General features: G+C 31.3%; 16 protein-coding genes and 2 pseudogenes. 5 read left to right on the top strand and 13 right to left on the bottom strand.

Translation table 11 applies throughout. The features are described 5' to 3' along the window. Positions 1–293: 293 nt before the first annotated feature. Positions 294–7,892 carry a non-ribosomal peptide synthetase gene (locus MKX66_RS28855; RefSeq protein WP_341087923.1) on the bottom strand — a complete coding sequence of 2,533 codons (7,599 nt, stop codon included), beginning with the start codon at positions 7,890–7,892 and terminating at the stop codon, positions 294–296. Between the two features lie 365 nt (positions 7,893–8,257). Between MKX66_RS28855 and MKX66_RS28860 the strand changes: the two are divergent. The 3 genes and pseudogenes from MKX66_RS28860 to MKX66_RS28870 all read left to right on the top strand — a co-directional run bounded on the left by MKX66_RS28860 (position 8,258) and on the right by MKX66_RS28870 (position 11,691). Next, a pseudogene (locus MKX66_RS28860) lies at positions 8,258–8,804 on the top strand (aldo/keto reductase). A gap of 486 nt (positions 8,805–9,290) precedes the next feature. Continuing rightward, entirely contained in the window at positions 9,291–10,943 is a 1,653-nt protein-coding gene (locus MKX66_RS28865) for a pyridoxal phosphate-dependent decarboxylase family protein (RefSeq protein WP_341087924.1), read from the top strand. Positions 10,944–11,046: 103 nt separating this feature from the next. Next, positions 11,047–11,691 carry a hypothetical protein gene (locus MKX66_RS28870; RefSeq protein ID WP_341087925.1) on the top strand — a complete coding sequence of 215 codons (645 nt, stop codon included), beginning with the start codon at positions 11,047–11,049 and terminating at the stop codon, positions 11,689–11,691. Positions 11,692–12,523: 832 nt separating this feature from the next. On the opposite strand, the gene MKX66_RS28875 is transcribed toward MKX66_RS28870, so the two are convergent. Further along, positions 12,524–12,934, bottom strand: a complete 411-nt coding sequence (locus MKX66_RS28875) for a hypothetical protein (protein WP_098833162.1) — start codon at positions 12,932–12,934, stop codon at positions 12,524–12,526. A gap of 97 nt (positions 12,935–13,031) precedes the next feature. After that, complete coding sequence (locus tag MKX66_RS28880; RefSeq protein WP_341087926.1) at positions 13,032–13,229, bottom strand: helix-turn-helix transcriptional regulator; 198 nt, start codon at positions 13,227–13,229, stop codon at positions 13,032–13,034. A 152-nt stretch (positions 13,230–13,381) separates the two neighbouring features. On the opposite strand from MKX66_RS28880, the gene MKX66_RS28885 reads away from it, so the two are divergent. After that, positions 13,382–13,741, top strand: a complete 360-nt coding sequence (locus tag MKX66_RS28885; protein ID WP_097952583.1) for a helix-turn-helix domain-containing protein — start codon at positions 13,382–13,384, stop codon at positions 13,739–13,741. A gap of 160 nt (positions 13,742–13,901) precedes the next feature. Here MKX66_RS28885 and MKX66_RS28890 read toward each other — a convergent pair. From MKX66_RS28890 to MKX66_RS28900, 3 genes and pseudogenes are all read right to left on the bottom strand, one after another. Then, positions 13,902–14,107: pseudogene (locus tag MKX66_RS28890) on the bottom strand (tyrosine-type recombinase/integrase); the annotation flags it as partial. A 488-nt stretch (positions 14,108–14,595) separates the two neighbouring features. After that, complete coding sequence (locus MKX66_RS28895; RefSeq protein ID WP_341087928.1) at positions 14,596–16,389, bottom strand: ATP-dependent helicase; 1,794 nt, start codon at positions 16,387–16,389, stop codon at positions 14,596–14,598. Then, positions 16,382–18,262, bottom strand: coding sequence for an ATP-dependent nuclease (locus MKX66_RS28900; protein ID WP_341087929.1), 1,881 nt, complete (start codon positions 18,260–18,262; stop codon positions 16,382–16,384). Before MKX66_RS28900 ends, MKX66_RS28895 begins: the two co-directional genes overlap by 8 nt. Before the next feature lie 85 nt (positions 18,263–18,347). Here MKX66_RS28900 and MKX66_RS28905 point away from each other — a divergent pair, with 85 nt between their 5' ends. Beyond that, positions 18,348–18,593 (top strand): hypothetical protein, encoded by a 246-nt coding sequence (locus tag MKX66_RS28905; protein ID WP_341087930.1) that lies wholly within the window; start codon positions 18,348–18,350, stop codon positions 18,591–18,593. Positions 18,594–18,725: 132 nt separating this feature from the next. Here the strand turns inward: MKX66_RS28905 and MKX66_RS28910 are convergent, their stop codons facing one another. Genes MKX66_RS28910 through MKX66_RS28940 form a run of 7 tightly spaced genes read right to left on the bottom strand, consistent with a single transcriptional unit; the run spans position 18,726 to position 21,913 of the window. Further along, a complete protein-coding gene (locus tag MKX66_RS28910; RefSeq protein ID WP_341087931.1) occupies positions 18,726–19,160 on the bottom strand; it encodes a hypothetical protein in 435 nt (144 codons plus the stop codon). 24 nt (positions 19,161–19,184) lie between these two features. Then, positions 19,185–19,439, bottom strand: coding sequence for a hypothetical protein (locus MKX66_RS28915; RefSeq protein WP_341087932.1), 255 nt, complete (start codon positions 19,437–19,439; stop codon positions 19,185–19,187). A 44-nt stretch (positions 19,440–19,483) separates the two neighbouring features. Continuing rightward, positions 19,484–19,756, bottom strand: coding sequence for a hypothetical protein (locus MKX66_RS28920; RefSeq protein ID WP_098316128.1), 273 nt, complete (start codon positions 19,754–19,756; stop codon positions 19,484–19,486). A gap of 41 nt (positions 19,757–19,797) precedes the next feature. Then, a complete protein-coding gene (locus tag MKX66_RS28925) occupies positions 19,798–19,965 on the bottom strand; it encodes a hypothetical protein (protein ID WP_327983285.1) in 168 nt (55 codons plus the stop codon). Positions 19,966–20,001: 36 nt separating this feature from the next. Further along, positions 20,002–20,538 (bottom strand): hypothetical protein, encoded by a 537-nt coding sequence (locus MKX66_RS28930; protein WP_341087934.1) that lies wholly within the window; start codon positions 20,536–20,538, stop codon positions 20,002–20,004. A 30-nt stretch (positions 20,539–20,568) separates the two neighbouring features. Next, positions 20,569–21,432 (bottom strand): hypothetical protein, encoded by an 864-nt coding sequence (locus MKX66_RS28935; RefSeq protein ID WP_341087936.1) that lies wholly within the window; start codon positions 21,430–21,432, stop codon positions 20,569–20,571. A gap of 37 nt (positions 21,433–21,469) precedes the next feature. Further along, positions 21,470–21,913, bottom strand: a complete 444-nt coding sequence (locus MKX66_RS28940; protein WP_341087937.1) for a hypothetical protein — start codon at positions 21,911–21,913, stop codon at positions 21,470–21,472. Positions 21,914–21,970 lie beyond the last annotated feature (57 nt).

Below are 21,970 nucleotides of genomic sequence, written 5' to 3' on the forward strand. Positions count from 1 at the left end.
CGAAAAAGTTAATGATCTCAAACATTAACTGATGATCAATGGGTTTGGTCTTAATATAAAACTGTATTTTTTCTCTTATTGAAAAGAATTATTTGTTTTAGTTAATTTCTTCTGTTAGTAATATGAAGAATTGAAATATTATCCAACCAACTAAATGTATAAACCTTTTAATCGAAAAGAACTTGTAGATAAAACTACAAGTTCTTTTTAATTTTCCAAACGTTAAGGAGAAGTAAACGAACATTCAAAACTTCATATTTATAGACCAATCTGTTCAAAATTGATAGTATATTCTATAGCAATATTGGTTCTTTAATGGTTGGTAAAAACTCGATACTCATGGCATAATTTAATAACAAATTGATATACTCTTGATTTGGTTCTAAGCAATGTACATTCTTCAAATATCCTTGCGTATACAAACAAGATGGTATAGCTACTGATAGCTCTTCTACAGATTCTAATAAAGGCATTATGAGCTCTAAAGCTTTCTGTTCATCAGTAGTTAGATTAGTATTAAAAAACTTCTCTATATACTTTTCTTGCCTCATTAACATTAAATCGTATCCAAAAACTTGTAAACTATTAATAAATTGGTCCCATTTAAGCTGAGTTGGATTACAAATATGCATGGTTTTATTTACTGTGTTGGCCTTATAAGATAGTTCAGTAATGGCTAAACTTCCATAGTCCACAGGTGTTAAATCTACATACGTATTGATTTCAGGTGCTATGTTAGATAAGCATATACCTTTCAATAATCTATAAAAAGCGTTTTCATTAATATTGAATTGAAATTTACCCGTTTTAGAGTTACCCACTAAATTTCCCACACGGTATATAGTAGCACGAACTCCTTTTTCCATTGCCTCTCTGACCATTTTCTCGCCTTGAAACTTACTTTCTAAGTATACATTATCTAAATTTTGCCCTCTATCAAAATTAGACTCAAAGAATTTAAATTCTTTTGGATCGCTTTCAGCCTGTCCTACCACACTTAAAGTCGATATATAATGAAAGCGTGCATTTGTATTCTTAGCTAATTCCAATAAGTATTTTGTAGACTGAACATTTACCTTTTGAAAATGCTCACGTTCTCCATAGTGTCTAACTTCTCCACCACAATGTATTATTGACTCTACGTTACTCTTTAAATGATCCACTTTCTTTGGATCAAGACCTAGATTTATCAAAGATAAATCTCCTTCAATTAATTCTACTCTCTCCTCCAACTTTTGAAGAATTTCTTTACCAAAATAAAATCTCATTCTTTCTTTTAACTTTTCATCAATTACTTGATTCTCATTTTTTCTTACTAAACAGTAAATAGTCGTAGATGGCAACTGTAATAATTGTTCTAAAATATGTGCGCCTAAATATCCTGTTGCTCCTGTAAGGAAAACTGCTTTTGGATAATTCACCATATCTAACTCACATTCTTCTAATTTAGTTCTTTTATAAACCGGATTCGTTTTCGTTTCATTTTCAATACATGCTACATTAAAATTTTTCTCTTTCTTTAACGACATATTTTCCATCTCTTCAATATGAGAGGCTAATTTTTCTATTGTTCTATACTTAAAGAAGTCTTGAATTTTCAAGTTAGGATATAACGGTTTTAATTTAACTAATGCCGGCATAACTTTTAAAGAATGCCCACCTAAATTAAAGAAATCATCTTTTAAGCCAATAGATTTTATGTTTAAAACTTCAGACCATACTTTTGCAATGTTTTTTTGCACTTTAGTTTGGGGCTTAAGTATACAATCATCCTTTTTCTCATTATCAAACTCTATTTCTGGCAGTTTTTCGAAATCAATTTTCCCATTAGCCGTTATTGGTATTTCTAATACATGAGAGTAATATTTAGGAATCATATATTCTGGCAATACATTTGATAAATGTATTGCTAACTTATTTTTCTCTATTTCTATACCGTCCACTGTTTTATAGTAAGCTTGCAATAGCATTCCATCTTTTGTTTGTGTTACAACAGCCTGACTTATCCCCTTAAATTGTAATATTGCATCTTCTATTTCCCCTAATTCGATTCTATGCCCTCTAATTTTAACCTGTTTATCTTTTCTTCCCATAAATTCTATATTTCCATTTGGTAACCACTTTGCTAAATCGCCTGTTCGGTATACCCGTTTACTATTATCTTCTGAAAATGGATTTGAAATAAATGCCTGTTTAGTTTTCTCTTCCTGTTTCCAATACCCTTGGGCCAATCCTAAACTCTCAATATATAATTCGCCCATGCCCCCTACCGGACAATGTTGCATATATGAGTTCAATATATGAACCTTTGTATTAGAAATTGGAATACCAATCGGTATACTTCCTAAAAGGTTATTTTCGCATTCTAAGACAGGTATGAAATAATACATCGCTGAAACAGTTGCTTCAGTAGGACCATACTCATTTACCAGTTGCACTTGGTTTTTAAAAGTATTTTGCCAACTCCTAATAGCATTTGTGGATGCAGCTTCCCCTCCCATTATCATGAATCTTAAAGAACGTATCTTTTCGCTATCCAGTTTAGTTAATGAAGTCGATAATTCATTAAAAAATACTGTGGGTAAGTCAGAAATAGTTGCTTGTATTTCTTGAATAGCCTGAGCATATGCGACAGTTGAATAGCGCTGTTCATCACTTAATAAATATAGTTCCGCCCCATTTAACAAGGTAGAAAAAATTTCCGATACAGAAGAATCAAAACTATGGGAATAAAACTGTGTTACTTTATCATTTGGGGAAATATGAAATACTTCATTTCTCCATTCAGCTAAATTTAATACTCCTTTATGAGTTAATAATGTACCTTTTGGTTTGCCTGTTGACCCTGAAGTATAAATTACATATGCCAAGTCATCTGGTTTATTTAAAATTTTAACATCATCATTTATTGTCGTACGATATATATCCTCTATTATTGAAACGTTATAATTACTTGAATTCAAATGATTTTTGTATTTGTAATTCGTTATAATTCTACATGCCTCGCTGTCACTTACTATATAATTAATTCTATCCTCGGGGTATTTTACATCGATTGGTATATAGGCAGCACCAGCTTTTAATATTCCAATCATAGAGACAATACTATTGATACTTCTATCTAAAAATATGGCTACTTTGTCACCTGTTTTTATACCTTTTTCGAGTAAATGTTGAGCTACTTGATTAGAATTCATATTTAATTGTCTATATGTTAAAGACTCTGTTTCTGTACCTATAGCAATCCTATTTGATTGTCTTTCTACTTGCTTATAGAATTGCTCCTGTATATTTTGAAAATAAGGATACGGTCTTTCTGTATGATTTACCTTTCTATATAGAGATTCCTCTTCCAGTGATAGGAATGAAAGATTCTCATATGCCACTGTTCTTTGATGAATAAATGCGTCCAGTATATTAAGTAAATTTTGAGTAAACCTATTAATTGACTCTTCCTTGAAAAGACTAATATTATACTCAAATGAAATCTCTACATAATCCGATCCTTCTTCAACAGCTAAAGAAATGTCAAACTTACTAACATCTTGTTTATTAGGTAACAATTGAAGCTTGTACGCATCATGCTGTTGCAAAATATCTTTCTGATAGCTAAACATTGTAGAAAAGATAGGGTTATTTCCAAAACTTCTATCAGGATTTATTTGCTCAATTACTTTATCAAATGGGTACGATTGGTTTTGGAAAGAATTCAAACATTTTTCTTTAACGACTTGTACTAGTTGTTTTAAATTTTTCACATCATTTAATTGTGTTCTAATAGCTAAAGTATTTACAAAAAATCCTTGTATTTGTTCAAATTCCTGATAATTCCTTCCGGCAACCGGTGTACCTACAATAATATCTTTTTGATCCGTTAGATAGTGTAACAATTGTATATATGCTGCCAAAAATAGCATATACATAGACACATTCTCTTGTTCACATACTTGTTTCAAAGACTCTTTCATTTTATTATCTAACTTCATTTCAAAGACTTTACCTTTATTTGTACTTTGACGATCCCTACTAAAATCTAACGGAAGATTTAGTAGGGGAAGAGGCGCTGCAAGCTCGGTCATCCAATAAGATTTTTCTGTATCCCACCGGCCTAATTTTAGCTGCTTCTGTTCCCACTCAACATAATCCACATATCGATTAGAAATAGTTGGTAACTCAGGATTTCTTCGATTAGCAAAGGCATTATATACCTTCATTAATTCATCTAATAAATTCCTTACACTCCACTCATCGGTAATAATATGGTGTAAATTGATATATAAATAGGATCTTTTCTTATCAAGATTAAAAATTCTAATCCGGAAAAGTGGTCCATTTTCCAAATCAAATGGTGTATGATCCGTTTGATTTATTGTTCTACGTATATATTCTTGTTGTTCCTTTTTAGTTATGTGTTCAATATCATCGTGAATAAGGTCAATAGATATTGATTTTAATATGACCTGTCTAGGCTCCCCGTTTTTTTCAATAAACACTGTTCGTAGCATCTCGTGTCGTTCAACTAAAAATCTTATGGCGTCTTGTAAAATATTCCTTTTTAAACTTGGCTCAATATTTATGTGTAGTTGTGTATCATATACTCTATTAATAGCGTTATACTTATTTAAAAACCAGATTCTTTTTTGAGCACTGGATAACTTATAACATTCCTTATCTGCAACCTTGAATACTTGCATATCATGTTCTTCTCTATCCGTATTTACTTCCATTAATTTATCAATGTAAGCAGATAGACTAGCAATTGTTGTATGCTCAAAAATATCTCTAATTTCTATTTTCAAATGAAACTCTTTTTGAATTTGATTTAACACTTGCACAGCAATTAATGAATGTCCCCCAAGTTTAAAAAAGTCATCATCTCTGCTGATTCTATATTTCCCTAAATTTAAAATCTCTGACCATGTTTTTACCAACCTTTTTTCTGTTTCACTTATTGGTGGTACATATTGATTCTTCATATTTTCAAGTAAAGATGGGATTTGTAATTCTAATTTTTTTCTATCAATCTTACCACTTGGTGATAATGGAAATGTTTTAAGGTGAAATACATAATTTGGAGTCATAAAATCTGGTAAACTTTCACTTAAGAATGTTTTTAAGTCCTCTTGTTTTATCTCTGTATTGTTTTTTGATAAATAAAAGCTAGCGATTTTGTCATTTTGATAAGTTACTACTACTGCATCTTTTACCTCTGGGTGTTTAAATAATGCTCTTTCAATTTCATCAAGCTCAATTCGATACCCTCGTAGTTTTACTTGATTATCTTTCCTTCCGATAAATTCTAAGTTTCCATTTGGTAAAAGACGTACTAAATCCCCAGTACAATATATTTTTTTATTATAATTATAGAATTTACCAAAAGAAATAAATGCCTCTTCTGTTTTTTTCTTTTGATTTATATATCCTTTGGCAACCCCATCACCACCAATGAATAACTCACCTACTACTCCTGACGGACATAATGTGTTGAACGGACTGACCACGAAAACTTTACTATTAGCAATTGGTTTACCTATTGGGATATTAGAACTTTCTTTTTGTATCTCATGATTTACTTCATAAATGGTTGTACATACGGTAGCTTCAGTAGGACCATATGCGTTAAGAACTGGAATCTGTAACCCCAATTTACTTTGCCATTTACGAACTGATTCAGCAGGTAGGGTTTCCCCTCCCACAAATACACATTTTAAAGAATTTAATGTAAGTAACATTTCTTTTGGCATATCAGCTATTAATTTAAAAAATGCAGTTGGTAAAAGAACATATGTAATACCATTCTTTTTAATTACATTTATAAATTCTTCTGCAGAACGTTTTTCGATTTCAGAAATTAAATGCATTCTCCCTCCGCATAACAAAATCGGAAATATTTCCATAATGGAGGCATCAAAAATCATCGTTGCAAATTGTAAAAATACATCATTTTTGTCTAAATTAAATTGATTCATTAATGAATATGATAAATTAATTACTCCTTTATGTGGTACACCTACTCCTTTTGGTAAACCTGTCGAACCTGACGTGTAGATAATATACGCTGTATCTTCTATGGTATGTGTAGGTACAATATTTTCTATAGAATTAGCGTAATGAAAATCCTCTAGATAAATTGTATGAATCGCAAAACTTTCAATTAATCCCCTGAATTCTTTCTTTGTAATAATCATTTGACTTTCACTATCTTTTAATATATATTCTATTCTTTTTTCAGGAAACTTTGGATCGATTGGTACATAAACTCCACCTGATTTTAGTATGCCTAGAATCCACACAATTGTATCAATCTCTCTCACCATAGTAATACTTACACGCTGTCCCTTTTTTATATCATTTTCACGTAAATAATTCGCAATTTGATTTGACCTTTGCTGCAAGTCATAATAGGTAATCGATTTATCCCCCATTGAAATCGCTATTTGATTTGGCGATTTTAATGCTTGTAGATCGATTAATTGATCTAGTGTTTTTGAATTAGGATATGCAAGAGTATTTGAGTTTATATCTTTGTATAAACGATGATCCTTTTTTAAAAGTAAATCCAATGAATGGATAGGCTCATTTACATTCTTCATTAGTTTTTGTAACAAATATATATATCTTTCAACTAAATCACTAATACTCTCTGCTTTATATAACGCTGAATTATAGTCAACCTCAATTTTATTCTCTGTTTCCCCTTCATATCTCATTATTCTCCAGGTCATGTTAAAAGGATTTACTCTTTTACAATCTGCTAAAACTGTGGACTCAATATCTGGAATTTTCAATTGAGGTATCCTTACCGTATTAAATGCTGTTGAATATATCATATTATGATGTGTATTATTATTTAGATTTAAATCTTTTACTATATGTGAATATGGATTATGTTTATACTTAATAGCCAAATGAACAGATTTGTTCATCTTGTTAAGTATCCCCTTAAATGTATCCCCCTTTTCTATTGTTATACGTATTGGTAATGTATTAACAAAATAACCAAAAGCATTCCCTTCTTCCGTTTGTGGTCTAGTATTAATTGGAATACCTACAATAATTTCTTCAGCGTTTGTCATTTGATGAAGCAAGGCACAATAAGTACTTAACATAACCCGATAGACACTTATGTTACTTCTTTTAGCAAAACATTGTATTTGATAAAATAGATCGGCATCAATATTCTTACTTATATTTTCATTCGTATATTTCGGTTCATTCATTTTATTAATAGTAGCAGGAAACTCTGTAGGAGGTAATTCACCTTGTAAATAATCTTTCCAATAGGATGATCCTTCTCTATATATTGCACTGTCAATAAAACCTTCCTCAAATTCTACAAGGCTCTTATAAGGAGATTCTAATACTAAACCCGTATTTTCTTGAAGTAATTCACAATACGTATGAGACAATTGTTGGATAAAAACTCCTAAACTACATCCGTCATAAATAATGTGATGAAAAATCATATGTAAAATAAATTCATCTTCACACAATTTAATGATGTGGAATTTAAACAAAGGCCCTTCTTCTAAATTAAATTTCTCATTCACTATAGAGTCTAAGAATTTTTTTAAAATAAATTTTTGTTCTGTGTTTTTAAAAGCAGTTAAATCCTTAATTGGTATATCAAAATCTATACTCTTTTGAATGAATTGTTTAATTTTTTCGTCCCTTTTAATAAATAGTGTACGTAGCGCTGGATGAGATTGCACTATTAAAGTAAGCGCTTTCTTTAGAGTCTCTATTTGAAGATTTCCTTTTAGCTTTATTAGGGCAGCTTCATTGTTCATTCCATTTTCTAATTCCATTTGATGAGCTATCCATAATGCTTCTTGCCCTACTGTTGCATCCAATTCTTCTACAATTTCATATTGCTTTTGTATTTTCTTCATATGAATTTCTCCTTTTATAAATATTTCAAAACGGATAATATTTACAGTTACAACTATATGTACATATTCTACGATTTGTAAATGTATTTCTTTCGACTAAATTCAACATTTATTTCACTTATTGCATAGTTATTAAAATTATGAATAAAATTTATATTTATACCGTGAAAGTTCATACTTTTATTCAATTTAAGCATAAAAAATCATTTTACTAATAATTCCAATTACTTTTTATAAAGTAATCTCATATATATTTATTAAAATATATACTCTAATTTATATCCCGAAAATAAATTCAAGAATATTCCAACTGGTCACTATATATATTTCTAATAACATAACTGAAAAGGAGGAATCCGTACATAATGGAATATAGATTATTAGGTAACACAGGATTAATAGTTTCAGAGATAGGATTTGGTTCTTGGGCAATTGGTGGAGATGAATGGGGAGCAGTAAAAGATAATGAATCAATTGATGCAATTGAAAAGGCAATTGACCTAGGGGTAAATTTTATTGACACTGCTGATGTTTATGGACTAGGTCATAGTGAAACACTCGTTGCAAAAGCTATAAATAATAGCAGGCAGGATATCATTCTTTCTACAAAGGGTGGATTAATCGGTCATCATTATGACCAAAATCAACCAGCAGTTTTTGGAGATCCTCAAAAGATTATTGATGCGTTTGAGGCTAGTTTACTACAGCTTAAACAAAGTAGAGAAATTACGTTCACTTGTACGCTCAAATCGAGGTCTAGCGCAAATCGCCTTACGTTATGTTTTAAGTCACCCAGCCGTTTCAGTTGCTATTCCTGGTGCAAAAAATTCTAATCAGGTTGAAGAAAACTCTTCATACTTAACTCGTCCATTATTATTAGATAATGAAATTGAATTCATTAAAAAGCTTTAACTAGATTAGTATTCTCCCATGAAAATTATGCTAATTTAACTACCAAATCCATGCTACTTCTTCTCCACTAAAACATATATTTAGCACCTTCCACCTGAGAATCTTTCTATCTTTTTTTCGACAATATCTGCAGTTTATATTGATATTGAGTCCTTATATTCAACTACCTTATAATAGTTCTATTTTATATTAAAATATCTACTACACTAGTTGAATACATGCTAGGACAACATGCAAATTAAATAAACAATTAATTCAGATATATTTTTAGAAACTTCATTATCTCACAATTGCTTTTTTAAAAATAAATCAAAAAATTTTTCTTTACTTTAAATTCCATAGTTCATATAATCTTCTACGGAATTACATTTTTTTCTAAATAGCTCCTCATTTCTAAATATTCGAAAGGATAATTACAAATTTTTATGCTCTTATGTTTAACCAAGTAAAATAAAAATCCAGATTTTCACAAGGAGAAGTGACTGCATGCAAGATATTTTAAAACTATTTCCGAGCGTTGACGGAAATGAAGAAAAACAAAAACTTTTATTAGAATCTATGCAGAAAATAATTAAAAATCTTGACCGATTAAAAAATGAAGAGCGAGCTACTTTAGGTAAATGTGAGGAAAAATCAGAAGGATACTACAATAGCTTAATTCAACAAAGTCATATACCACTAGCTGGAATCACTATGTCTGAGGTTATAGAAGAGCTAAATCAATTTATGAATGGTCATCCTTACCCAAATAAATATTACTTGTCTAACGCTGTACCACTACCAAGTATCCCTTCACTTTTAGGTGTAATAACCATGGCCCTTTTAAATGAGAATGGTGTTTGGGATGTATATGGTCCGGGAGCAGCTGAAGCAGAAGTAAAAGTTGTATCCATGCTTTCAAAACTAATTGGTTATAATCCGCATAATAGCGGTGGCTATACAACATGGGGTGGACAAGGATGCGTTTTTTCGAGCTTGCGCTTAGCAATCTCAAAACAATTCCCATCAGCAAAAGAACATGGCGCTCCACAAAATGTATATTGCTTTGCTTCTGAAAATGCACATTATAGTTTATTAAAGTCAGCTGAAGCAACTGGCATTGGGTCAAATCACTTAATAAAAGTGAAAACTGATCCTTATACAAATTCTATGGATATAGAAGATTTAGAGAATAAAATGATACAAGTTATTAAAAATGGCGGTATCCCCCTTTATATTCTAGCTACTATGGGGTCAACAGATACATTTACCATTGATGATATAAAAAAAATTAAAGAGAGTGCTGAAACAATACAGAAAAAATATAAATTAAAACCTATTTATATCCATGCTGATTCTGCAATGGGCGGATTCTATAGTTTCTTTAATAATTATAGTTTTGAAGAAAATCCACTCTCATTTGAACCTAATGTGAAAAATGCCTTACGATACGTACAAGATAAAATGCAATATATGTCCCTTGCAGATAGTGTATGTTTCGATTTCCATAAATTAGGACAAACACCTTATGCTTCAAGTATTTTAATCGTAAAAAATCATACTGATTTACAACTGATGGACATTGAACAAGATGATACACCTTATCTTGGTAATAGATCATATGGGAGTTATCATACAGGCTATACCTTAGAATGTTCACGAGCTGGTAGTGCTATTCCGATGTATATCAATCTATTAGCCTTTGGAATTGAAGGATATCAAAAATTATTAGCAAATTATATTCGTGTAAATCTATTATTTAGAGAGAAGTTACGCAAGGCCCTACCTCAAGTAGCAATCACAAATGATTTTACATATGGACCAATTACAACTTTCCGTTTCTATATGAATGGAGATGGCCAAGAAAATTGGGGAAAAGAACGAATAGGTCTTGCAACAAAAGAAGAGATCGAGGATAAAAATCGATTAAATATAGAACTATTTAATTACCTAGGAAAAAATCGCGATCAAGTATTTTTTGGCGATACAACTCGTTCTTGTGTAGTAGATGTAATAAACAGTTGTGATAGAAATCCGATTTCCACATTAAAATTCTTTTCTATCTCTCCATATACAACTGTTGAATGTATAGATGAGATCGTAGAATTTCTTTATAAACATATTTCGATTGCCACCAAGCAGATCTATTCATATGTTTAATAACCATATTTGTTAGCGCTTTAATAATTAAACTTAACTAAATTAAATAAAATTTTCAATCCTATTAATTACTATTCACTATATCAGGAAAGAGGAAAAACATATGAATATAGAGCTACTAGATACACAACACGTGAATGATGCAGCACATTTACTTGCACATTCTTTTGTGAATAACGAACCTCTTGTAAGCAGTTTACAAATTCCCTTTGCTCCTTTTCACAAAATGTGCGAAGAAATGATAAAACAAGCTGTATCTCAAGCTATGTCATTTGTAGCAATTGAAAATTTTCAAATTGTTGGGGTTCTTTTAACAAGAAAAGTAACCCAACCACTAATAGATAAAGATAAGGCGACTGAACTATGCCCACAAATGGATCCTATTTTTCAACTTTTAGATACATTAGAGACAGAATCTATTGAGTTTTCTCATTTAGATAAAGAAAAATTGGTCTATCTAGATATGGGCGCTTTTCATCCAGATTGGATGGGAAGCGGGGTAGTCACTACCCTTCTTTCACATGCCATTCAAGAAATAAGTAAAAGAGATTTTGATTTTATTGCTGCTTGTACAAATAAAATTTCTCAAAAAATCCTTAAAAAACTGTATACTACCTTGGAAATTAATGAAATAGTGTATAGTAATTTTTCTTATAAGGAAGCATACCCATTTGCTAACACAACAACTTCCTTAGCAGCTCAATTACTATATATACCTCAATCTCAATTTGTCATTCAGGCTATATAAATTTACGAAGAAGGCTAGCTGTACTTTTGTGCAGCTGCTTTTTTTATATAGAGTAAATTAGTAATAGAAATTCTAACATAAGTGACACCTTTCACACTTTAACTTCTTCGAATTCAATAGCCACTTTCTCAGCATGCCTTATTTCTCTGCTTAACCTACCTAAAGATCCCCTTCTATTTATTTCAACATGTTTCATCATGCTTTAATTTCATATGCTCCATTATTTCATCTATACAAGTAACTTAAATACTTTTCCCTATTTTAATGTCTAATCTTTTACTTTTTAAGTAACGAGTGATACATAGATTCCCACTCTTAAACACTTTAAAACATATTACCTGATAACCCCTTGATATTCCCTATAACACTGACGGTTACAATTCGTTTATCTATTCATATTACATACCCTATAGCTATCTAATCTTCATTAAAGAATCTAATGTAAAATTCATGATAAAAGGAAACAACCGTGGCATATTTACCATTTTAAAAAAAGAGTGAGAATTACTGAATTCCTCTTTCTTCTCTTCCTTTTAAGAAGCTCTTTTAAGTCTAATTCTATTGTATTCCTGCTAAATAACATGTCCACTAATCATTAACAATTTGTATAGCTATATAAAGACTCTACTAAATCATTAAAGGAATCTCCTTCCCCCTATCGAATTATTGTAGAGGAAAGGAGAGGAATACATGGAAATTCTAGGATTAGATCCTCGCGCATTAGCGACTTTAGGTGCACTTGAATACACCAATCGTCGCAATAAATTAATTGAAGACTCGGAGTATAACATATACGAGTGTAAAGAAATAAAAGAAATACTTCAATCACTCTCTAAAGAGAAGCAGATTGAGGTTCTTGAGAATCAAGCTCACTTTGAAGCTGTGGCAAAGATGATTGAACAAAACAATTTAATTCTTTTAGAACAGATGAAAGCTCTACAGCTAATTCAGAAATAACAAACTTATGATTAATTAATTCTACATACGCTTCCATAAATAATGTATCTTTATTTATACCATCAGCCTCTGTTTGTACAGGGGCTTTTGTTATGCGTTGATTCATATTTTGAATTTGAATAGTTTCTTTCACATGTATGAATAGATCTTCTAACAAACCTGGTGTAGATTCTAATTCCTGCTTTTCAATTTCCTCTGTTACAGCACTTATAAATTCCCATAATACTTTTGCACCTAGTAGTTCTGCTAATCGTTTTTCACGCATTTCAAATGTTTTCATATTCAAATTGAACACTTCCTCTTCTTTATTTTTTACTATTAATTGGACTATCTGATAAAACTGCTATATATGGTAATTAAATTCTCTACCCCCTTTTTGTAAACTATAGTTTACAAGGAGGTCCAAAAATAGATTCTACATTTGTTCCCAGACTTTCCGCTATTTTTATAGCTAACTTTACGTTAGGTTGTTTTTTATTATTCTCTATTTCGGAAATATAGGTGCGGGATAGCCCCACAAGTCCTGCTAATGTTTCTTGTGACATTAGTTTTTCTTTCCTCAACTCAGCTATCTTATTCATTTATCCAATCCCCTTTATTCTTGTATTCATTTGATTACAAAACTATTGTAAACCATAGTTTACTTTATCGTCAACAATGTTTTACAAGTTTTTTCTATATTTTTGTTTCTTTTTGTAAATTATTGTTTACAATTGTACTAGGAGGATTACACATGAAGAAAACTCTTGGTGAAATTATTAAAAATTATCGTTTAACAAATAAGCTATCCTTGCGCGATTTTGCTCAAAAATGTGATGTTAGTCATACTTATATAGACAAACTTGAAAAAGGCGTAGATTCCAGAACTGGAAAACCGGTAGAACCAACACTATTAGTAATAGAAAAAATAGCAAACGCCATGAATATAAGTACTAAATCCTTATTAGAAGAGATAGGATTCATTGCAAATGATAGTACCGAAGTACCTGATACAGAATTAGAGAAATGGTTTAAAGCTATTAAAAGTGCCTCTCCCCAAAAACAAGAGGAATTAAAGAAGTTTTGGGAGTTTATAATACACAAGAAAGATTAATATATCAAAAAGACCCCCACCTTAACAGGGTGGAGGTCTTGAGTTCGAGCCTCTCCGGGGTCATAGTTGTAGAAACCGTATCAATTTAATGTTTGATGCGGTTTTTATTTTTCATCCTCAACTCCAAAAGAGTCAGTGGTCACAGAATTGGTCACATTCCCTACAAAATCTCTTCTATTTTGTTAATTGCATCTTCTTGCATCGTTGGTAATACATGCAAATAGGTGTCTAGTGTGATTTTGATGTTACTGTGTCCCAAGCGTTCAGAATCACACCCTTAGCTAGTAGTAGTGTAGCATGTGTATGACGTAAATCATGAAAACGAATCTTCGGCACAGCCGCTTTCTGAATCAACGCATTTAAACTTCATCACACATTAGCAGGATTGATTGTTGTGTATACATAAAATTGTATCAATTTATTTTGTGCCAGGTGTCCGCAATTTGTCCGTAAACAGTTCGCAAATAGTTCGAGTTTTTTGTTTGGATTGATGGATATAGTTCCATTTTACATGATTTACCAATTCTTTTTTGGGGGTTTGTTATCAAAAATGAGGATTTTTTTAAACTTAACCACATCGGTGCCATAACTTATAGCTTATAACTAAGCGCTAATCTAAATGGTGTCCCTGTTTTGTTTGTTGAATAGTTTAATTCGTCCTTTTTATGGAATCCCAATTAGTGAACCATTATCTCCAAAAATACAATACTGATATGAGCGATAATATCACTTGAAAATATAACTAACTGCCCAAAAAGACAGTTAGTTAAGTAATTAGCTATTTTATTAACACTGTCTTAATAATTATCCAAACTTCATATTCCATTACCATAACTTATAGAAAGTTATATCCTTTAAACACTTTTCATTTCAGCGGCATAGGTCTTATCTACAAATTGAACATGTTGTTGTAGGTGCATGTAGTTGCTTTCTTGAATGGAAGGAGCCCATACACATAATAACTTTCTAGCTCTAGAAAACGCCACATAACCTACACGTGCTTCTTCTATTTCTCCATTTTTTCCAAGCCACTCCTTAAGCTGAGATTCGTATTCAGCCATTACCAATACACATTCCGCTTCTTGACCTTTTGCATCATGAATGTTTAAAACAGAGCCTTCACTTTCAGAAAAGTGCCCTTGCAGCTCTACTTGCTCTATGAGATGTGATAACATGGTATTCTTTGATGCTTTAACTTGATTCTTCCATTTGTAATTAAGCATATATAGTTTCTTCCCTATAGATTTACCATACAGTTTTTTTGATTCTTCCATCAGAAATTTTTTCAGTACTACAAACAGCTCTTCCACCGATGTTTCTGTTAATACCAGGTTATCTAAAAACTGAAGCGTAAAGATCTGTAATTTTTTCCACATAAACATACTATATCCAATTTCAACTAATGCAATATAATTAGGATGTTCATTAAAAAATAAATAGCTGAAGGCTTCACTCATTCTTTCAACAGCTCTGTCAAATTCATTTCTCCGCTTATATGAGATAGCCAATATGAAATTTTGCAAAATTTGAAAGCGACGATAATGCTCTTTTGCTAATTTCTTAAAAAAAGGGCTTACTTCCACTTCTTGTTTTTTTAAAAGACTATTTATATTTTTCACATAATCATTCCGTCTAGCTAGAATCATAAATGGCTTCTTTTGTTCCTCACATTCTATATCTGTACAAATACTTTGAAACAATTGAATAGCCTCTGAAGCCTCTTTAATATCTTTTATAAATATCACTTTTTGCTTTCTTGTAGCATTGTTACCAGCTCCAGTTTGCTCAATTTCTGTTTTGTAATTAGCAAACTGGACAATGTGTTGCGTACTACGAAAATTATTGGTTAACATATAGTTTCTGTGACTCTCATTGTCCCACTTTGCTTGAAATATTTCTGGCTTTGCTCCTGTAAAGCTATAAATTGATTGATTTGTATCCCCGACGCAAAAGAACGAAGAATGTTCTAGCAAAGAAAATAACTTCTCTTGATAATAAGTAACATCTTGATACTCATCTACAAGAATATATTTAAAGCGGGAACTAAATGCATTTCGAATATGACCATACTTTTTTAAAATAAGATAAGAAAGATAAATCACATCTTGTTGATCTATGTACCCTTTATTTTTGATAAAGCTCTTCCATGTCAATGCATCTGAAGGAGAAATCTTATTTCTATAGCAGTAAGGATTTCCCTTTTCATCACGGCCCAGGCTCTCGAACGCTTTAAATATACTCTCATTAATATGATAATGGGGGCGTCCTAACATATTAGCAATATAATCTTTATATCCCCTAGCAAAGCCCACAGAAGCAAGTTTATATGGTATCCCTTCCTTATGCTTAAAGTGTGAATAGGGTTTAATCACATGCTCCAATAAAAATGAATGAATTGTTCCTATAAACAGCTCATTAGGTAGCTGCACCCCTTCATTTTGTAGTCGCATCATGATTTCTTCTTTAGCCGCATTGGTATAAGTAATACATGCAATCCCGGACAAAGCATTTATGCGATTTTCAATTATATATTTTAACCGCTCTATCAATAACGTCGTTTTACCACTTCCAGGTCCAGCTTGTACAGTAATTGAATCAGTATGAGGAGCACATGCTATACTTCTCCGGAAATCATCATTATCAACCATCACTTCTTACCTCCTCTTCATTCGTAAGAAAACTAAATACCTGCTTGATATATGCTGGAATATGAAGAACTTTCCCTTTATTCAATTCATCTAATATGAACTGGGAGAATTGACCCTTCTCCTTTGAAATAACTTCATAGGCTTCTTTTGCAAATTCGTGCCCGTCCAAAGTAACAATTCTTTCCCTTTCTGCTTTTGTTCCAATATCGTATGTTTGAATCAATTCACGAAAGAAAGATGCATTATTTTCCATCATCAAATCATATTCAAATGTTTTAAGATTACTAGATATATAAATATTAGAGGATGTGCTGAAATCATTAATTAAACCAGCTGTTCTTGAACAGATTGGAAACTCACCAAATTTCGTAGGATAAGCTGCCTCTTTTACAACCTTATCGTCACTTCCAATCACTTCATCCCCATGCATGTCTATTACAGGAACAGATTCTGGATCACTATCAGTCAAAACAGCACACTTCATATCTAATCCCTTTGATCCAAATAACTGTAAAAACGGCCTAAATGCTACACCATCTACTGAAATAATAGAGATCCCTTCACTTTCTAATGTTTTATCTTCTCCCGCGTATCCCTTTTGTAGCATAGAGAAAAATTTCGGTATTAATAGACGTTCTGCAATTCCTTCTACTAATAAGACCCTTCTACCAAAGAAAATATCAGATTTGGTAGCATCTAACCATCTTTCTAAATACCGTTTATAATCACTTTCCTCTTTTTTATTGGTATCAAAAATTGTTCCAATACGTTTAGATAATGTTTTATTGTTCCCCTTATAAAACACTACTAAACTATCCAGTTCTGCATGAGAACTAACGTGTGAAGAATGGGTTGTCATAATAACCTGGCCCACGACTTTCTGATTAAAGAAATAATTAGCTAAGAACTTTTGTAAATGACTATGCAAATGAGCTTCCGGTTCCTCAACAATTAAAAGTGGAAACACATAGTCATGATTTTGATTTCGCTTTTCCTTAATGGCTGTATATTGAGTAAGCAAAAGGCTAATATACAGCAAATTATTATAACCAAGACCATTCATATCAACAGAATGTACTTTATCTTCATTTGAACCGATTAGAACCTTTAAATCTTTCAATAAAGCGTCATAGTCACTTTCTCCCATTTGGATTTTCACTTGCTGTCTCATAGTCCCTGTAATTTTTCCAAGGTGTTCATTGATATCACTCTGTACCTTCTGAATTTCTCTACCTTGCATAATTTGCTCATTAAGCTCATCAATTTTTCCTGAAATCTTATGAAGCTCCTCTTCTCCAAGATCGAAATTTTTTAGGATTCTCTGTAATTGACCAGAGGACTTTTTTAATTCAACATTTGCATCTCTAAGAGCCCCTACATACTCGACTCCAAACTTGGATAGCATATTAAAATCAAAGGTGTCTAATGTTTCACGCTCCCCACCATAAATTATCCACTCGTACTCATGAAGGGGAAGCTGAATTTTGCTAATAGGGGTAGCATCAAGAGGAGCTGAAACCGAAATATTTTCCTTTGGTTTGTACTTGTAGGTAAGTTTTGCCTCACCTGGATTTCTTGTCAGCCATCTACTTGTAATAGCAAGCTCGTTTTCTGTTTCGATTCCATTTAAAGTTGCCTCAATTGTAATCTCTGGCCAAGTACCTTGAATCTTGAGTCCATTCCAAAAATCCTCTTGTTGCAATGTTCGTTTTCGTAAGGAGTAATTACTATTAAAGATAAGACTCAAAGCCTCTAAAAAATTGGATTTCCCCACATTATTTTCTCCAATTATAATAGATAAGCCTTCATTCAAACTTACATTAAACTCCGAAAAGCTTCTGTAATTCAAAATTTTCACATTAGATATATACATAAAAGACCTCCATATTTACGATAATGTTCCAAATACTTCTATTATAAAAGGTGTGGTATAGTATATAAACAAATAAAACACTTTTATGAAGCAGTTTAATATTTTGTGCAATAAACGTGCTTACGAAAAATTGACAAATAGGAATAATATTAATTGCAGACATTCGTATGAGATTCAAGAAGCATTTCAAGTTGAAATGAAAGCAAAACGAAAGTATTATTACGATCGGTATAGACAAGCTAAACTTGAGTGGTCTAGATCACTACTTCAATTTGATTATTTACCATCGAAGAATATGAAAATTTTAAAATATATACCATTAATAAAATAATAATAATAATAAAGGAAGGGAAGTTATAATCTCTTCCTTCCTAATGTAACTTTAAAATATATTAAAGTTACATTAACTAGGTTCATAATTTCCTGAACTGTTAAAAAGTTTTCTATCTATACCTTCCCTCCTTTATTTATAGTATTTGTGATAGATTTCATGATCTTTCTTGGTTCCTTTGATACCATCTCCATCAAAATCTTGATTATAAGGGTTATCGTCATTCCCAGGACTATCAGAGTCTAAGTAAGAAATGCACCAGTATCCAAAACCAATTACCGTATATATGAATATCAATTTAATTAGATTATTTAATGTTTTGGATTCAGTTTTAGGGATATGATGCCTCCCCTCTTGAATCTTTATATATTTAACAATACCTTTATTATTTGCTTTCATGAATAAGGTCTTTTTCTTTCCACTTTGCATAAAGAGAAAGCGGTGATAACCCTCTCTATACTCATTAGAGACCTCGTTATATCCGAAGTCTCTAAAGTGATTGAGTACAGCTGCTCTATTGAATGGTTTGTTGTAGAATATTTTCTTGATGTTCTGTTGAAAATCCATGTATAACTCCTTGCCCGAATCTAGTTATTTTTGAAATTCTTTTCTAACTTCTTCTTCTGATTTAGTCGTAAATATGCTAATAATCTTAAGTGTTTCATCACTTTCAAGAGGATTTAAGATATATGTTTTTAATGTTACTTGAGTTAAATCCCATCTCATACGCATTAGTTCGGGTGCTGTAAATCCTGCATCAAATTTGATTTGCTCCAGTTTTTCATTTAATTCTTTATTTGTTGAAACCTCTAAAATTTGATTAATTACATCTATTAAATTTCTCATATCATTGTCTCCTTTATATAAATTAAGATTTTATATACATTTCCCTAAAAAGGCAGATAAGTACGTCTATCTATTTTTACGTAAACAACTTTCTTGAGTTTAATAGCCTCAGAATCTAGTAATAAGAAAGATTCTTGATGTTCATTATTTTCAATAAATGAGACAAACTCTTCTTGGATCTTATTTTCTAAACCTGCTTCTTCAGAATCAACACTTGTAAAGAGTTGCATATGATCATCTGTATGTATCGTAATTGTGTAAGTATAAACCGGTTTCTCTGGTTGTGTAATAGATAAAATATCAATAATCTTGTACATCGAACGTTTACCTCCTTATTAAATAAAACTCTTATTTTATATTAATCATTTAATGCATCACGTTTATCTTCAAGGTTTTTGATACTATTTTCTAATTTAATTTTTTCTTCTTCATTTACGAAGCTGACATTTTTCAATGCTGCTCTTTGATTGCTGATTTTTTTGTTCAAGATCTTTTTCATTAAAACTTTTTCTGTTAATTTGTCCAAGTTAATCGTCTCCTTTAAATAAAATTAAACTTTTATTTAACTGCAAAATAGAAAATCATTCACTTCTTCAATCAAGCTATTATTGTTGTGTTCCAGGAATAGTAACTTATGATTCTCTCTTTGATATTTATACATAGTCTTTTTATTGGTAGATTTGTGAGAAAGGAAGTTAATCATAATTGAATTAAAATTATTTACTCTAATATTATCAATTCGTTGTAAGTCCTGATAAATCATTTTATTACCTAATTCATTAAAAGCTTTCACAGAAACCAATGTATATATTTCGTTGTTCTTATAAATTAACAGGTCAGGAATATTGTAGCTTTCTACTCCTTCTACTCGAACCTGTGATTTAAGAGTAAAACCTTCTTTGTTATCTATTAAATATAAAAACATTCTATTAGCCAGATACTCACTAATTCCAGTAAGGTTTTGTGAAGTACCGCATCTTTCTTTGTGGATTCTTAAAAAAGACTTATATAATTGAGAATAGTCGTTACAAGTTAATTTATTTATATTGCTTTCAATATAGGAATCCAGTTGATCAAACCATAATTTCATAAAGTCCATATCTGTACCCCTTTGCATAAAAAATAATTATTATTTAACCAACTCTACATCAGCTGCTTCTTTTTCTAGACCTTCCAGTAAGAAATCCAATTCTACGATAGTTTGTAGTGCGTTAAACAACCTTAAAGCATCTACTTGTTTCCAATTCTTCGGATAATCACGTCCGTGTAATACCCAATCTCGGTTAATTATCGGCAACCGAGTTGAATTTTTATCAAAGTTACCACCTTTAAACACACTTTTGAAAAATTCTGCAACAGAAACATAATATATTATATAAGTTCTATCATCTTCGATTTCTTGCTTTACTTTATCATATTGATTTCTTAAGGCTGGTTTTCTTTTAATCTTCGGATCAATATATTTTTGAAACCTTGGGGAAATAAGAATATGGCCGATATTCTCTATAATAATAAACAGATTGGGAATTGCAATTAAATAATTTTCTCTTTCATAGTTATCAAAGCATTGTATAAGAAGCTCTTTCCATTCTTGAGCTAGTTTATGTTCAAGAACCGCAGATTTGACATATAAATAGTTCTCTTCGATTTTGTAAAACTCTTGAAATATAAGATCTAGTTCGTTTTGATCCTGGATTTCGGATAATTCAATTATATCGCTGGTTGCCATATTCATTGGAATAGTCCAACCCTTTTGAGCTAATGATTCTGCTGCTTCTTTATGTAGTTGCTCAATTTCTTCCCAATCTACATCACGTAAGGAAGATAATGATTCACTAATTGATTCCCATATACTCCTTTGCACCTCTCCAAGTTTTTGAACCATTTCTTGTATTACTCTGTTTGTTTCGGTAAATTCGGAAGCAAAGTCCATTTTTAGTGGGGGTGGGGTTGGAAATTCGTATCTATATCGTTGCTTGCTTTCTTCATCCATCTCTTTGTTCTCCTATCGAATAAAATATAGTTTTTATTTAATCATCATTTCTTCTATAACGAGGTTTGAGTACACATTGTAGAGCACCTTCAATTGCGATTCTTCTATAATAACCTACGCATTCAGTCCAGTATATTCGAACATCGCCTTGAATTGATTTGAAGAACTCTCTGCTAGTCTTTTCTTCTAAAAGGTATAGCTTTTTAATATGTCTATGCAATCTATCGCGTATCCAACCTTCACCTACATACAAAGCTTCCTCGGTAATAGGATCAACAAATACATATAATCCTCGCTTATTTTTAGGAACAGATTCATCGATTTTTCTTCTTAATGGTAGGCCTATCGTATGCTTTTCATTCTCATTATATTTAAAAGTGATTTCGAAACAACGCCATAGTGAATTCGAATCAAGTGGCAATAACGAATTACTTACCAGGGTTTCTTTAAGGCTGTTATCAAATTGGATGATGTCTAACATTAAAAATACTCCTTTAAATAGAATAAAACGAGTTTCCTATATTATATATGTTACTTC

Source organism: Bacillus sp. FSL R9-9530, assembly GCF_038008145.1.
In the GTDB taxonomy this organism is placed as follows: Bacteria; Bacillota; Bacilli; order Bacillales; family Bacillaceae_G; genus Bacillus_A; species Bacillus_A mycoides.

Coding starts and splice junctions, on each gene's coding strand:
- MKX66_RS28885 (WP_097952583.1), top strand. CDS start 13,382: ATGAAGAAAACTCTTGGTGAAATTATTAAAAATTATCGTTTAACAAAT.
- MKX66_RS28940 (WP_341087937.1), bottom strand. CDS start 21,913: ATGTTAGACATCATCCAATTTGATAACAGCCTTAAAGAAACCCTGGTA.
- MKX66_RS28895 (WP_341087928.1), bottom strand. CDS start 16,389: ATGGTTGATAATGATGATTTCCGGAGAAGTATAGCATGTGCTCCTCAT.
- MKX66_RS28935 (WP_341087936.1), bottom strand. CDS start 21,432: ATGGATGAAGAAAGCAAGCAACGATATAGATACGAATTTCCAACCCCA.
- MKX66_RS28910 (WP_341087931.1), bottom strand. CDS start 19,160: ATGGATTTTCAACAGAACATCAAGAAAATATTCTACAACAAACCATTC.
- MKX66_RS28865 (WP_341087924.1), top strand. CDS start 9,291: ATGCAAGATATTTTAAAACTATTTCCGAGCGTTGACGGAAATGAAGAA.
- MKX66_RS28915 (WP_341087932.1), bottom strand. CDS start 19,439: ATGAGAAATTTAATAGATGTAATTAATCAAATTTTAGAGGTTTCAACA.
- MKX66_RS28905 (WP_341087930.1), top strand. CDS start 18,348: ATGAAGCAGTTTAATATTTTGTGCAATAAACGTGCTTACGAAAAATTG.
- MKX66_RS28930 (WP_341087934.1), bottom strand. CDS start 20,538: ATGGACTTTATGAAATTATGGTTTGATCAACTGGATTCCTATATTGAA.
- MKX66_RS28855 (WP_341087923.1), bottom strand. CDS start 7,892: ATGAAGAAAATACAAAAGCAATATGAAATTGTAGAAGAATTGGATGCA.
- MKX66_RS28900 (WP_341087929.1), bottom strand. CDS start 18,262: ATGTATATATCTAATGTGAAAATTTTGAATTACAGAAGCTTTTCGGAG.
- MKX66_RS28920 (WP_098316128.1), bottom strand. CDS start 19,756: ATGTACAAGATTATTGATATTTTATCTATTACACAACCAGAGAAACCG.
- MKX66_RS28870 (WP_341087925.1), top strand. CDS start 11,047: ATGAATATAGAGCTACTAGATACACAACACGTGAATGATGCAGCACAT.
- MKX66_RS28880 (WP_341087926.1), bottom strand. CDS start 13,229: ATGAATAAGATAGCTGAGTTGAGGAAAGAAAAACTAATGTCACAAGAA.